The 13,728-nt window shown below is 65.8% G+C and carries 15 protein-coding genes; 9 read left to right on the forward strand and 6 right to left on the reverse strand.

Annotated features, from left to right (window positions below):
- From IE224_RS17655 to IE224_RS17670, 4 genes are all read left to right on the forward strand, one after another.
- Positions 1 to 644 (forward strand): oxygen-independent coproporphyrinogen III oxidase (locus IE224_RS17655; protein WP_506330851.1); only part of this gene is annotated, 644 nt, incomplete at its 5' end.
- 455 nt (positions 645 to 1,099) lie between these two features.
- A complete protein-coding gene (locus IE224_RS17660) occupies positions 1,100 to 2,452 on the forward strand; it encodes a hypothetical protein (RefSeq protein WP_191312375.1) in 1,353 nt (450 codons plus the stop codon).
- Complete coding sequence (locus tag IE224_RS17665) at positions 2,430 to 2,972, forward strand: DUF2249 domain-containing protein (RefSeq protein ID WP_191312377.1); 543 nt, start codon at positions 2,430 to 2,432, stop codon at positions 2,970 to 2,972. Before IE224_RS17660 ends, IE224_RS17665 begins: the two co-directional genes overlap by 23 nt.
- A complete protein-coding gene (locus IE224_RS17670; protein WP_191312379.1) occupies positions 2,965 to 3,249 on the forward strand; it encodes a metal-sulfur cluster assembly factor in 285 nt (94 codons plus the stop codon). Before IE224_RS17665 ends, IE224_RS17670 begins: the two co-directional genes overlap by 8 nt.
- A gap of 11 nt (positions 3,250 to 3,260) precedes the next feature.
- On the opposite strand, the gene IE224_RS17675 is transcribed toward IE224_RS17670, so the two are convergent.
- Positions 3,261 to 4,466 (reverse strand): NnrS family protein, encoded by a 1,206-nt coding sequence (locus tag IE224_RS17675; protein WP_191312381.1) that lies wholly within the window; start codon positions 4,464 to 4,466, stop codon positions 3,261 to 3,263.
- Positions 4,467 to 4,662: 196 nt separating this feature from the next.
- Between IE224_RS17675 and nirK the strand changes: the two genes are divergently transcribed.
- From nirK to IE224_RS17700, 5 genes are all read left to right on the forward strand, one after another.
- Positions 4,663 to 5,796, forward strand: a complete 1,134-nt coding sequence (gene nirK / locus IE224_RS17680) for a copper-containing nitrite reductase (RefSeq protein ID WP_191312383.1) — start codon at positions 4,663 to 4,665, stop codon at positions 5,794 to 5,796.
- A 75-nt stretch (positions 5,797 to 5,871) separates the two neighbouring features.
- The gene (locus IE224_RS17685) at positions 5,872 to 6,684 is read left to right on the forward strand and encodes a formylglycine-generating enzyme family protein (protein WP_191312385.1); all 813 of its coding nucleotides are present in this window, start codon (positions 5,872 to 5,874) and stop codon (positions 6,682 to 6,684) included.
- 58 nt (positions 6,685 to 6,742) lie between these two features.
- A complete protein-coding gene (locus IE224_RS17690; RefSeq protein ID WP_191312387.1) occupies positions 6,743 to 7,453 on the forward strand; it encodes a Crp/Fnr family transcriptional regulator in 711 nt (236 codons plus the stop codon).
- A 101-nt stretch (positions 7,454 to 7,554) separates the two neighbouring features.
- Positions 7,555 to 7,992, forward strand: a complete 438-nt coding sequence (locus IE224_RS17695; RefSeq protein WP_191312389.1) for a pseudoazurin — start codon at positions 7,555 to 7,557, stop codon at positions 7,990 to 7,992.
- A 99-nt stretch (positions 7,993 to 8,091) separates the two neighbouring features.
- Positions 8,092 to 8,808 (forward strand): Crp/Fnr family transcriptional regulator, encoded by a 717-nt coding sequence (locus IE224_RS17700; RefSeq protein ID WP_191312391.1) that lies wholly within the window; start codon positions 8,092 to 8,094, stop codon positions 8,806 to 8,808.
- Here the strand turns inward: IE224_RS17700 and IE224_RS17705 are convergent.
- From IE224_RS17705 to IE224_RS17725, 5 genes are read right to left on the reverse strand one after another with little or no spacing between them, the layout of a single operon-like run.
- Entirely contained in the window at positions 8,801 to 9,043 is a 243-nt protein-coding gene (locus IE224_RS17705) for a cytochrome C oxidase subunit IV family protein (RefSeq protein WP_191312393.1), read from the reverse strand. The genes IE224_RS17700 and IE224_RS17705 overlap by 8 nt on opposite strands.
- Positions 9,044 to 9,050: 7 nt before the next feature.
- The gene (locus IE224_RS17710) at positions 9,051 to 9,587 is read right to left on the reverse strand and encodes a cytochrome c oxidase subunit 3 (RefSeq protein ID WP_191312395.1); all 537 of its coding nucleotides are present in this window, start codon (positions 9,585 to 9,587) and stop codon (positions 9,051 to 9,053) included.
- Positions 9,587 to 11,509, reverse strand: a complete 1,923-nt coding sequence (locus IE224_RS17715; RefSeq protein ID WP_191312396.1) for a nitric oxide reductase activation protein NorD — start codon at positions 11,507 to 11,509, stop codon at positions 9,587 to 9,589. Before IE224_RS17715 ends, IE224_RS17710 begins: the two co-directional genes overlap by 1 nt.
- Positions 11,510 to 11,513: 4 nt before the next feature.
- Positions 11,514 to 12,317, reverse strand: coding sequence for a CbbQ/NirQ/NorQ/GpvN family protein (locus IE224_RS17720; RefSeq protein WP_191312398.1), 804 nt, complete (start codon positions 12,315 to 12,317; stop codon positions 11,514 to 11,516).
- A 5-nt stretch (positions 12,318 to 12,322) separates the two neighbouring features.
- A complete protein-coding gene (locus tag IE224_RS17725; RefSeq protein WP_191312400.1) occupies positions 12,323 to 13,720 on the reverse strand; it encodes a cbb3-type cytochrome c oxidase subunit I in 1,398 nt (465 codons plus the stop codon).
- Between the last annotated feature and the right edge of the window lie 8 nt (positions 13,721 to 13,728).

Here is a 13,728-nt window from a genome sequence, read left to right on the forward strand (position 1 = left end):
TGTATGGCTATGCCCATGTGCCCTGGATGTCCAAGCGCCAGGTGATGATCCCCGAGGACGCCCTGCCCGGCAACGAGGATCGGCTGACCCTGTTCAACACCGCCCGCGACCTATTCGTGGCCGATGGTTACGCCGAGATCGGCATCGACCATTTCGCGCGCCCTGGCGACGGGCTGGCGGTTGCGCAAAAGGCGGGCCGGTTGCGGCGCAACTTCCAGGGCTATACCGACGACGGGGCGCAGGTTCTGCTGGGCCTTGGCGCATCCTCAATCTCCCGCTTCCCGCAGGGCTACGCGCAGAATGCCCCCGCGACCGGCGCCTATACCGCCCATATCCGCGAGGGTCGCCTGCCCCATGCCAGGGGCCATGCCTTCACGCCCGAGGATCTGTGGCGAGGCCGGATGATCGAGCAGGTGATGTGCGATTTCCGGGTGGATGCGGCGGAAATGGCCCGCGACTACGGCCTGACGCCCGCCCAGTTGCAGCAGGCCTTCGATCCCCTTGTCGCGCAATTCGGCAACATGGTCCAGCTTGGCCCCTGGGGATTGAGGATCACGCCAGAAGGCCGGCCGCTTGCGCGCATGGTCGCCAATATGCTGGACGCCTATACGGCCGCGCCGACCAGTCATTCGTCGGCGGTCTAGGCTCTAGATGGCGTACTCGGCTTGCGCCCACTTCCTATCTCGCTCGTCATGAGGTGCTGCGCTTTGGCCTTATAATGGAATGAGGCATGAGTGAAGCAGCCAAAAGGGCCAGGGAAGAAGCGCAGCAGGAAGCATTATGCCGAGTTGTATGTATCGGAAAAAGAGACCTCTATTTGCATCGTCGAGGAGGATAGCCGAGTATCGTCCTCATGCACTGCAGCTCGCCAAAGATCTGGCTTGATCCCGAACTGCGTCTAATTCAGTAGCTCTGACGGTTGGCTGCCTGAAGCTCAAGAGACAACCTGCACGTGCCTGCGGGTGGTGATCCGATACTTCATATGTCTCGTTAGAGCTCTGCCCCTGCCCTTGCGATCACGTGCCGATCTTTGACCAGCCGCAAAGACGTGCAGGCATTAAAGGCCATAATGCGGTTTCGGACTTTCGCCGGAGGTGTCATGATCGGCAAGCAGATTGCACGTTGGACAATGGCTTGGTTCGCCTCGGCGCTGTGTTGTTTGATCGCCTCGCTGGGCTTTGCAGCGGTGGGGCTGGCGGGGCCCGGAGGCTGGGCTGCGGGCACTGCTATGGCAACCGTGCACCTGTTCGCGCTTGGCTGGCTGTGCCAGATGATGATCGGCGCGCTGATCCAGTTCACGCCGGTCTTGTGTGCGCGGCCACTGAAGATGCCGGGGCTGTCCCTGCCCGCGCTGCTGCTGACAGGCCTGGGCACCGCGATGCTGGCTGCCGGGTTCCTGTCAATGGACGGTTGGGTGCTTGGGCAGAACTTGCTTGGGCTGGCGCCTGCGGTCGTGGTGGCAGGGTTCGGCCTGACGGCGGTGATGCTTGTGCCGACGCTTCTTGCCGGGCAAGGCCTTCGACAGGCCGAAGTGCGGATGGTTGCCCTGGCCCTGATCGCGCTTGCGGGACTGTGGGGCACGGGAACGGCAATGGCCCTGACGCTGGCAGGATACAACCTGTTGCCCGTCTTCATTCCTGATGCATTGCCCTTACACGTCCTGTTGGGCACGGGGGGCTTTCTGACGCTTGCGGCCTTCGGGGTCAGCTACAAGCTGTTCGCTATGTTCCTGCTGGCGCCCGATCGTGACGGCCCCCTGCGCAAGGCGGTGTTTGGGATGGCGGCCCTTGTCGTGGTGCTGGTGCTTGGACTGGCGGGGTCGATCCTGGCCAGGGGGCCTAGGCTGCCCTTGGGCCTTCTGGTCGCTGTAGCAGGTGCCGTGACCGCCGGCCTTTATCTGGTCGAGATGCTTCGCCTGTGGCGCAGCCGTCACCGCCTCCAGACCGAGGTGAACATGCGATGGAGTCGCGCGGCCATGATCTGCCTTGCCATGTCGGCAGCCTTGATGGTGCCTACCTTTCGCTGGGGCGCCGCCTGGGCCGAAGCTGCGATGTTTCTGGCCCTTGTGGGCTGGCTTTCGACGCTGACGCTGGCGCAGATGGTCAAGATCGTGTCCTTCCTGACCTGGATCCAGGTATTCGCCCCGCAGATCGGACGACGCCCGGTGCCTCTGGTTTCCGATCTGACCGATGCCCGCTTTGCCGGACGCTGCCTGGGCCTTTGGGCCACGGGCGTGGCCGGCGGGACGTTTGCTATAGCTGTGGGACATCCCCTGCTGTTCCAAGTGTCGGCGATGATCCTTCTGGTTGCAGTCTTGGGTTTGACCCGTGAACTTCTTGCCATCCGCCGCCTGCGCCATCTCGATCCGGCGCGCCTGCCCGACCATCTGCCGCCCCTTGTTCTTCCCGTCCCTTTGCGGAGTTCGTCCGATGACCACGCCCTGCCCGCTTGAACTTGATGTCCGCCCCCAGCTTGCGCGCGGAGAAGAGCCTTTCGCCGCCATCATGGAGGCCACCGACCGGTTGCAGCCCGGACAATCGTTGCGCCTGATCGCACCGTTCCGACCGGCACCCTTGTTCAGCGTGATGGCAAATCGCGGCTTCGGCGTCAGCGACCGCCGCCGGCCCGACGGGGCATGGGAGGTGGTCTTTGCACCGCTGGAGGATGCCGTCTTGGACCCCGGCCTTGCCCCGGGATCAACACCGGGCGCTGCCCTGTGGCCCGATCCGTCGCATGTGCTGGATCTTGCGGGCCTGATGCCGCCCGAACCCATGGTGCGCATCCTTGAAACGCTTGCGGGAATGCAGGCAGGCGAGGTTCTGTTTGCGCTGCTGGACCGCGAACCGATGTTCCTGTTTCCCGAGCTTGCACAGCGCGGACATGAATGGGCTGGCAACCTTGCCCCTGACGGCATGTCCTATCGGCTGCTGATCCGTTCAGGCGGCCCGGATCGCGCGGTGCATCATGGATGACCTGCAGCAAGCGGTGACCGCCGCTCTGCGGCAGGTGGTGGACCCGGAAACCGGACGCGAAATCGTCAGCATGGGCCTGATCTATGGAGTGACCGTCCAGGGCGGCCGTGTCTCTATCACCATGACGACGACGACCCGCGGCTGCCCCCTGTCCGAGATGCTGCGCCAAGGGGCCCAGGCCGCAGTGCTTGGGGTGGCGGGCGTGACCCAAGCCAGCGTGGCGCTGACGTGGGACCCGCTTTGGACGCCCGACAGGATCGAGGTGCGGGCGTTCTGATCTTGCTTGCGTCAGGCCATCGCGGCCTTGGCCTTCCGCCGCACCCGCAGAAGCATCCCCAAATGTTCGGCGACGAACAGACCGAAGGCCGCGATCCACAGCAGACCGGACGCCTCCATCAAGCCGACGAGGCCTGTCAGATCCGCCATCGGCCGCGCCAGGGCCGCGGCGAACAGGCACATATAGGACAATGCGGTCCACCGCGATGCGGTCAGCGCCTGGCCGGTATGGCCCCGCGTCGCTCGCGTCATCACCGCCAGCATCATCGTGGCGATCACCCCCACGCTCAGCACATGCAGCGCCGAGGCCGGCATCAGCAGGCCCATCCCCGCCGCCGAAAGCGCCAGGAACCCCAGTGGCACGAAGGCGTAAGCCGCGTGCAGCACGAACAGCAGCGACTCGCTTCTCACCGCCAGTCCACGCCACCGAACCAGCCGGGCGCCGTTAAGGACACCCGCAACTGCGCAGGCAAAGGCCGCCAGCCGCGATTCTGGCGCCAGGGTCCAGATGGCAAGGGCCAGGGCCGACAGGGCGATCACCCCCATGTCGAAGCGGTCATAGGCCACGGGCATCGCGCCCGCGCCCTGCCGGGCCAGCCAGTTGCGTGTGAAGCTGGGGATGATGCGCCCGCCGATGATCAGGACCAGCAGCACATAGCCGGCCACCGCCGCGCGCAGCCAGGCGCCAGGATGGCCGCCCAGCAGCACCGCACCGTGAAAGCCGAGGTTGCCCGCCATGATCGCCGCGACCCCGCCCAGGACCTTCAGGTCGTTCCACTTGCGGCCGGCGACGATCTCTCGGGCTGCCATCGCCAGCACCAGGGGCAGGAAGGCGGAGTCGATCAGCGCCGCAAGCCAGGGGCCGGTCAATGCCGCCCCGGCCATGACGGCGCGCCCGGCAGCCCAGACCGAGGCCAGCCCGATCAGCGCCCGGCCCGATACCGGCAGGCATCCGGTCCAGTTCGGGATCGCGGTCAGCAGGAAGCCTGCCAGCACTGCCGGGGCAAAGCCGAAGACCATCTCGTGCGCGTGCCACTGGGCGGGGCCATAGTCGCCGCCCAGAGGCAGGCCGTGGATCAGCGCGGCAATCCACAGGGCCATCGCGGCCACCGCCCAGATGGCACCGCCCAGGAAGAAGGGCCGGAAGCCATAGGACCACAGCGCGGCCCCATCCTTGGCAAGACCGCGGGGGATTCGAGGACGTTTGGTGTCGGGCATCGAAGGGTTCCTTTCCATCGCCTTTCCCAGCGATAGGCCGCAAATGCGCCCGCTCTTTGCGGTGGCGCAAGCATCGGCGCGAATGGGACGCAGTTGCTTGTTCCAGCACAACGTCCCGGCGCCACCGGCATGGCAGTATTCACTCAACCGGATTGAACCGGGTCGCACCAGTCATCGAGTATGAGGGAAACCAGCCATGACCAACCTGTCCGTCAGTCGCCGCACGATCCTGGCCGGCGTCGCCATCGCCGGCGCACTGAGCCAAGTGCGCATCGCCGCCGCCGAAACCGCGGATGCGGCCAAGGTGCTGACCCCCGCCGCCGCAGTGGATGTGGACAGCCTGCCGCGCGTCAAGGTCGACCTGGTCGATCCTCCCTTTGTCCACGCCCACGAGCAAGTCGCGACCGGCGGCCCGAAGGTGGTCGAGTTCGAGATGAACATCATCGAGAAGAAGATCGCCTTGGATGACAGCGGCGCGGAATACTGGGCGTCCACCTTCAACGGCACCGTTCCCGGCCCGCTGATGGTGGTCCATGAAGGCGACTATGTCGAACTGACCCTGATCAACCCGCCCACGAACGAGCTGATGCACAACATAGACTTCCACAGCGCCACCGGCGCGCTGGGCGGGGGCGCGCTGACCCAGGTGAACCCCGGCGAACGCTGCGTGCTGCGCTTCAAGGCCACCAAGCCGGGCGTCTTCGTCTATCACTGCGCCCCTCCGGGCATGGTGGCATGGCACGTCGTGTCGGGCATGAACGGCGCCATCATGGTGCTGCCGCGCGACGGGCTGAAGGACCGCGACGGCAAGCTGGTCAGCTATGACAAGGTCTACTACATCGGCGAGCAGGACTTCTATGTCCCGCGCGACGAGGCGGGCAGCTGGAAGACCTATGCCAGCCCCGGCGAAAGTTACGAGGATGTCGTGACCGTCATGAAGACCCTGACGCCAACCCATGTGGTCTTCAACGGCGGGGTGGGCGCGCTGACCGGCGACAAGGCGATGACCGCGAATGTCGGCGAAACGGTGGCCTTCGTCCACAGCCAGGCCAACCGGGACACCCGGCCGCATCTGATCGGCGGGCATGGCGATTACGTCTGGGCCACGGGCAAGTTCAACAACCCGCCCGAAACCGGTCTGGAAACCTGGCTTGTTCCCGGCGGCACGGCCTGTCTGATGGTCTATACCTTCGAGCAGCCGGGCATCTATGCCTATGTGAACCATAACCTGATCGAGGCCTTCGAGCTTGGCGCCGCAGCCCATGTGGTCGTGAAGGGTCAATGGAACGACGACCTGATGAAGCAGGTTCTGGCCCCCGCCGCCGTCTGACGCGGCCCCGGCCCATGCCGCCCCTGCATCAGCCGCAGGGGCGGTCCATCCCTTTCCCCAACCGGAGCGAAGGACATGCACGCGACTGCCTTCATGCTGGCCGGGGCCGTTGCCGGTGCGCTTGGCCTGACCCTGTGGCCCCAGGACCGCGAACCCCCTGTGGACCTGCCTCGGATGGTGCGGCTTGACCCGCAGCCCTTCGCGCACCGGTTGGACGGCGACTGGCGCCGGGATGGCCGGGCCACCGACGCCCCCGTGCAGACCACGCAGCTTCCCGCCCCGATCGAGATCATGGAAACCCCCGTCAGCACCGGGCAGTGGCTGGACTGCGTGGCGGCAGGCGCCTGCCTGCCCGCCGGCGGTCCTACTGATCGGCCCAATCTGCCGGTGACGGGGATCAGTTGGCTGGACGCGGTGGCCTTTGCCGAATGGCTGTCGGAACGAACCAACCAGACCTGGCGGCTGCCTTCCGATGCCGAATGGGCCTTTGCCGCGGCCGAGATGTTTCGCGACGATGCGCTTGGCGTGGAAGCCGATCCCGACAACCCGGCCGTCCTGTGGCTGGCGGAATATGCGGCCGACGCGGCCCGCAGCCGCGACCTGGACCGGGAGCTCCGCCCGGTGGGCAGCCTGAACGTCAATTCGCGCGGTATCCGCGACATCGGGGGCTCGGTCTGGGAATGGACCTCGACCTGCCTGCGCCGGGTCGATCTGGACGCGGCGGGTCGGATCCAGCGGCAGGACGAGACCTGCGGTATCTTCATCGTCGAGGGGCTGCACCGCGCCGCCGTGGCCGATTTCGTCCGTGATCCGAAATCGGGCGGCTGTTCCGTGGGCGTGCCCCCCGCCAACCTTGGTTTTCGTCTTGTCAGAGAGGTGGCAGGCTGACCGATATTCTCGAAAGCTTTGCGCCCCACTCCGTTTTGCGGCACACATGGAGAGACCCATGGTGAAGGCGCAAGACGTGGCAATTGACGTATCCCAGGTGCGCAACCTGCCCCTGTTCCGGCAGATGGACCCGGCGGCGCTTGCACGTCTGATGGCCCGCGCCACGCCGCGCCGCGTCCTGCCAGGGGGCCTTGTTTTCGAACAAGGCGCCGAGGCGGTCGCCTTTTACCTGCTGCTGCACGGGCGGCTGAAGGTGACGCAGGTCACGCCTGACGGCCAGCAGGTGATGGTCCGCGTCGTTCATCCGGGCGACCTGTTCGGCTTTGCCCGCGCCCTGGCCCGCCCCGACTATCCTGGCACTGCGCGCGCCGCTGTCGAATCCATCGTCGTGGGCTGGCCCATGGCCGACTGGGACGCGGTGGTGGAAAACAACCCGCGCCTCGCCATCAATGCCATGCAGACGATCGGGCAGCGCCTGGACGAGGCTCATACCCGCCTGCGCGAGATGTCCACCCAGGAGGTCGAGCGCCGCGTGGCCCATGCGGTGCTGCGCCTGGCCGAAAAGGCCGGTCGAATCGAGGCCACCGGCACCCGGATCGACTTTCCCATCACCCGCCAGGACATCGCCGAGATGACGGGCACCACGCTGCACACCGTGTCACGCCTGCTGTCGTCCTGGGAGGCGCAGGGCCTGGTCGAAGGCGGGCGGCAGAAGCTGACCGTGACTGATGCCGAGGGCCTAGCGCGCATCGCCGATCCTTCGGATTAATAGCCTCGCTCTTTGCGTTATGTCAAAGTGGAGCAGGCGCCGGGGCGCTAATTCCTGACCAGCGGGTTCAACAATCGATCCGCAGCCTCAGGAGATAACAGATGAAACGCGCACTCTTCCTTGCAGCCCCTGCCCTTGCCCTCGTCCTGGCTGGCACTGCTTTCGCGGCCGAACACGAGGTCAAGATGCTGAATAAGGGCGAAGCCGGAATGATGGTGTTCGAACCCGCCTATGTGAAAGCCGAGCCGGGCGACGTGATCCACTTCGTCCCCACCGACAAGAGCCACAACGTCGAGGCGATCCAGGACATTCTGCCCGAGGGCGTCGAGACCTTCAAAAGCAAGATCAACGAGGAATATTCGCTGACTGTGAGCGAGCCGGGCCTTTACGGTGTCAAATGCACCCCGCATTTCGCGATGGGCATGGTCGGCCTGATCCAGGTAGGCGACGCGCCTGCGAACCTGGAAGCCGCCAAGACTGCCAAGATGTCGAAAAAGGCGCGCGAGCGCATGGATGCGGAAATCGCACAGGTTCAGTAAACCTTTTTCCCGACGGGGCGGCACTCGCCGCCCCATAGCCAATCCGGGGCGGCGGCCTCCACCGCACCCCGGCTTTCTTTTTCAGGAAGGATCGTTCCGATGAGCCTGAAACTGTCTGCCGCGCACCGCCAGATCGCCTGCCAGTCGCGGCTTTTCGCCACCCTGCCGCCGGAACTAAGCGACGGGCTGCTGGATGCGGCCCATGTCGTCCGGCTGCGGCGCGGGCAGGTGCTGTTCCAGCATGGCGACGACGCCCATGCGATCCATATCGTCGCGGATGGCTGGATGAAGCTGTACCGTATCGCACCCAACGGGGCCGAGGCGGTGGTGGGCGTGATGACGCGTGGCCAAAGTTTCGGCGAGCCGATCGCCCTGCGCCGCGCAGCCTATCCCGTGTCGGCCGAGGCGACGACTGCCTGCGATCTGATCGCCGTGCCTGCGCGGGCCTTCCTCGACATGCTGCAAACCCGGCCTGAGGCCGCGATTTCCATCCTGTCCGCGACCTTCCTGCACCTGCAGGGCCTGGTCGAGCAGATCGAGCAGCTGAAGGCCCGGTCGGGCGCGCAGCGGGTCGCGGAGTTCCTGCTGGAACTGTGCCCCGAGGGCGCGGAAAGCGCGACCGTGGTGCTGCCCTATGACAAGGGGCTGATCGCGGGCCGGCTGGGCATGAAGCCCGAAAGCCTGTCCCGCGCCTTTGCCAAGCTGCGCGAGTTGGGCGTGCGGGTGAACCAGTCAAGCGCCGCCATCGCATCGGTATCACGGCTGCAGGATCTGGCCCAGGCCGACGCGTTCGGGGCCATGAGCAAGGTCATCTGACCGCAGCCAGTCCCCAGACCAAGGCCAGCCACAGCCCTAGCGGCACCAGGAAGGCCGACAGCCATTCCGGCGCGCGGTCCAGGTGCAGGAACCCGCCCAGGATCGCGCGCGACTTGGCCCAGGCCAGGGCTAGCAGGCCCGCGGCGGCGATCCCCCCATCCTGGGTCGCCAGTCCTGTTGTCGCCAGGATCAGGGCGATCAGCAGCAGCCAGTTGCGGGTCAGCCTGTCGGTCATCACGCCCTCACATCAGCAGATAGATCGGCGGCAGGATCAGCACCCAGATCAGATCGACCATGTGCCAGAACATCGCCCCGGCCTGCACGGGCTCGGGGCGGACGCGCACGGCCACCAGGGCCAGCACCGCCACGCCTGCGATCACATGGGCGGCGTGAAACCCGGTCAGCAGGAAATAGAAGGTGAAGAAGGGATGCGTGTCGATCCCGATCTCCGTCGACAGGTCATGCGCGTATTCCAACCCCTTCGCCACGAGGAAGATCACCCCGCCCAAGGTCGCCAACATCAGGTTGCGCCGCGCGCCGCGCCGGTTGCCCGCGTGCGCCGCGCGTTCGGCGCGTGCGGCGAACAGGCCGGACGTGACCAGTACGACCGTGTTCAGCGCGGCCATCCGCCCGTCCAGCATGGCCTGCGCGTCGGCAAACCCCGCCGGATCGGTCAGGCGCATGGCCGACATCGCCGTGATGCCTGCCGCAAAGACCAGGATCTCGGAACCGATTAGGATCCACATGATCAGTTCGCCCGGCAGGTCGTCCAGGTCCATTACATCACCAACTGGCGATAGATCTGAGGCAAGGTGCCGATCAGCCGGTCGGGATCGCGGATCACGGAAAAGCCGCCTTGGCCGAAGATGCGCGGGAACCAGCTTTGCGCGCCCTTGTCGATGGTGATGCCAAAGACCGCATGACCCGCCCGCCGCGCCTCGCGCACGGCCATGGCGCTGTCCTCGATCCCGTGGCGGCCTTCGTAGTGGTCCAGGTCGTTGGGCTTGCCGTCGGTGATGACGATCATCAGCCGCCGCGACCGGCCCTCCTTGGCAAGACCTGCCGAGGCATGGCGGATCGCCGCGCCCAGCCGGGTATAGAAGCCCGGGCGGAGGGCGTGGATGCGCGCCTCGGTCCTTCGGGTCATGGGTTCGTCGAAGGACTTGCAGTCGTGGATCCAGACCCGGTCGCGCTTGAGCGAGGAAAAGCCCTGGATCGTGAAGCGGTCGCCGCAGGCGTCCAGGCCCCAAGCAAGCGCGGTCAGCGCCTCTCGTTCGATATCGATGACGGGACGGCCGGTCACGGCGCTTTCGGTCGAACGCGATACGTCCAGCAGGATCGACACCGCCAAGTCGCGGTTTTCCGGCTGGGCCTGGCGCCAGATGCGGTCGCTGCCGCGACCCGAGGCACGCAGATCGGTGACGGATCGCAGCGTCGCGTCCAGATCCAGGTCGTCGCCGTCGGGCTGGGCATGGCGGATCAGGCGCGCCGGGCGCAGGGCCTGGAACTGGCGGCGCACCGCGTCGATCCGGCGGCGGGCGGCGGGGTCGGTGATACCCGCGTAATCAGGCGCGGGCTCGACGGGGGCTGCCAGGACGCGGCAATGATCAGACATCCAGACGCCGCCCCGCGCGTCCCATTCGGGATAGGTGTGCTTGCCCGCGACTCGTTCGCGGTCCACATCTTCGGGTGCCAGATCCAGGTGCAGCTTCAGCTTGGTCGCCGGCGCCTTGCTGATCTGGCCCAGCACGATTTCCTCGTGGTCCTCAGCGGCCTTCTTGGCCGTATCCAGATCGTCGTCTTCCACCCGGCGATTGATGTTCAACATCTCGGCCCAAGTCAGCATGGCCTCGAACTTGTAGAGGATCAGACTGTCCTTGCGCTCGGCCTGGTCGGCCTTGATCCGCCGCGTCTTGCGGGCGGTGCCGTCGCCGGTTTCCTCGGGTTCGCCGCCGGTGGGCAGGCTGGCCACCTCGGAGGCGATGCCACTGGTCAACCCGCGCAGGTCGGGCCACATGGGCACGGGCAGCATGGGCCGGTATCCGCGCGGCGCGCGCCAGTGGATGGGGGGACTGCCCAGACCTGCCAGAAGCCCCGCGTGAACCCGGACCGGATCGCCCAGCAGATGCCGGACCAGACCTTCGACGCCCGCCTCGGCCCCCGACAGGTTCGGGCGGATGCGGTCGGCCAGATGGGCCGCGCAAAGCCGCGTCCAGACGGGGCGCAGGCCGGGTGCGGATTGCAGCGTCGCCTGTGTCATTGCCTGGCCTGCGCGGATCGCGGCCAAGTCGGCCAGGAAGGGATCCTCCTGGGACACGAAATCCGGCGCATGGGCCGAGGCGGCGGCCAGCCACAGGAACAGCGCCTCGTTGTCGGCCCTGTCGGGAAAGACCGCCAAGTCCACCGGCAGGCGCAACGATCCGCCGTCGAAGCTGGCGCGGGCCAGGTGTTCGGTCTCGAAGGCTAGCTTGCGGCGCAGGGATATGCGGTGCCGGCAGGCCTGGTCGGCCACCGGCTTCAGGTCCACATCGGCCGCCCCGCCAAGCCCGCGGAACAGCACGACGATGCGCCCGCGCATGTCGTCGAAGCGCACCGCCGCATCGGGATAGCGGCGCGGCGGATCCATGCGCGAGGCCAGGAAGTGCCAGATCTTGCCGACGCTTTCCTCGGGTTCCCAGGGGGCGATCTCGATATGGCCCATGGCGTCAGCCCATCACCGCGACGACCAGATCCATCAATCCGGCGCGGATGTCGGCATCGTCGGTCAGGGGTTCGATCATGGCGGCGCGGATGGCGCGGTCCATCGACATGCCGCCCGCGATCAGGGTCGCGGCATAGACGACCAGACGGGTGGACACGCCTTCCTCCAGATCCTGGCCCTTCAGCCCGCGCAGCTTGTTGGCCAGCCGCACCAGCAGGGATACGCGGTCGGCATCCAGCCCGCTTTCGCGCACCACGACCGGGATTTCGTGTTCGGGTCTGGGGAAGGTGAACTCCACCGACAGGAACCGCTGCCGCGTGGACGGCTTCAGCGTCTTCATGATGTTCTGGTAGCCGGGGTTATAGCTTGCCACCAGCATGAAGCCGGGAGCCGCCTGCAATTCCTCGCCCGTGCGGTCGATGGGCAGGATGCGGCGGTCGTCGGTCAGCGGGTGCAGGACCACGGCCACGTCCTTGCGGGCCTCGACCACCTCGTCCAGATAACAGATCGCACCTTCGCGGACCGCGCGGGTCAGCGGGCCGTCCACCCAGGCGGTCTCGCCGCCCTTCAGCAGGTATCGCCCGATCAGGTCGGCCGCCGACAGGTCGTCGTGGCAGGCGACCGTGTAAAGCGGTCGACCCAGGCGCGCTGCCATATAGGCCACGAAGCGGGTCTTGCCGCAGCCAGTAGGGCCTTTCAGCAGAAGGGGCAGGTTCCTAGCATAAGCCGCGGCGAAGATGTCGCATTCGTCGGCCTGGGGCAAGTAGAAGGGGGCATCAGTTCCCCTTGTGTTGAAGCTTCCATCCATCGTCGTCACTCCGCAGCGATTTGGTCGGGGTTGTTGGCCAGGCGTTTGCGTTCGACCGGGCCGGGGCGCACGACTTCGCGGCGTGTGAAGGACAGGGCATAGATGAACAGGATCGCACCCAGCACCACGGCGACGCCCGACCCGAAGCGCATCCAGTAGAACAGCGCCAGCTGGTCCTGCACCTCCATGTAGCCCATGCCCAGAACACGTTGCAGATGGGTCTGCACCGTGCCCGCGAAGGTCAGGGTGAAGGTCATGAACAGCATACCCCCCGACATCAGCCAGAAGGACGCCATGTTCAGCACCTGGTTATAGGGATCGCGCCTGCGCAGGATCGGCATGGCATAGGAGAACAGCGCCAGGTTGAGGCAAACATAAGCGCCATAGAAGGCCAGGTGCCCGTGGGCGGCGGTGACCTGCGTGCCGTGAGTGTAATAGTTCACCCCGTGCAGCGTGTGCAGGAAGCCCCAGATCCCCGCGCCGAAGAAGGCCAGCACGGCGCAGCCCAGGGACCACAGCAGGGCCGCCTTGTTCGGGTGGTCGCGCCGGCCCTTCCAGACCATTACGAAAGCAAAGGCCATCATCGCGAAGAACGGCACCACCTCGAAGGAGGAGAAGATCGAGCCGATCCACTGCCAGTATGCGGGCATCCCGATCCAGAAGTAATGGTGCCCGGTGCCCAGGATGCCCGAAAACAGCGCGGTGGCGACGATGACATACAGCCATTTCTCGACGACCTCGCGGTCAACGCCCGTCAGCTTCAGCATCAGAAAACCTAGGATCGAGGCCATGATCAGTTCCCAAACGCCTTCGACCCACAGGTGGATCACATACCACCAATATTGCTTGTCCAGGCCCAGGTTCGCGGGGTTGTAGAAGGCGAACAGGAACAGCAGAGCCAATCCCCACAGCCCGATCAGAAGGATCGTGCTGATCGTGGTCTTGCGGCCCTTTAGCACCGTCATCGAGACGTTATACAGAAAGATCAGCGCAGCCACGACGATGCCGACCTTGACCCAGGTGGGCTGTTCCAGGAACTCGCGCCCCTGGGTGCCGACGAAGTAATTGCCCTGCCACGGGTTGAACAGATACGTGGCAACCGCCCCTGCCGTGCCCGCCACTAGGATGAACAGCTGCAGATAGGCCAGGAAAGGCGAATGGATCTCGCGCTCGGCTTCCTCGGGGATCAGGAAATAGGCGGCCCCGAAAAAGCCGGTCAGCAGCCAGACCACCAGGGCGTTGGTATGGACCATCCGGCCCACGCTGAAGGGCAGGATCTCGGACAGGAAGTTCGGCTGGACATAGATATAGCCGATGATCAGCCCCATCGTCACCTGTGTGGCGAACAGGGCCAGGGCCACGGCGATATAGGCCAGGGCGATCTTTTGTGATTGATACTTCATGATGGATT

This window comes from Paracoccus aerius (assembly GCF_014656455.1).
Lineage (GTDB): Bacteria > Pseudomonadota > Alphaproteobacteria > Rhodobacterales > Rhodobacteraceae > Paracoccus > Paracoccus aerius.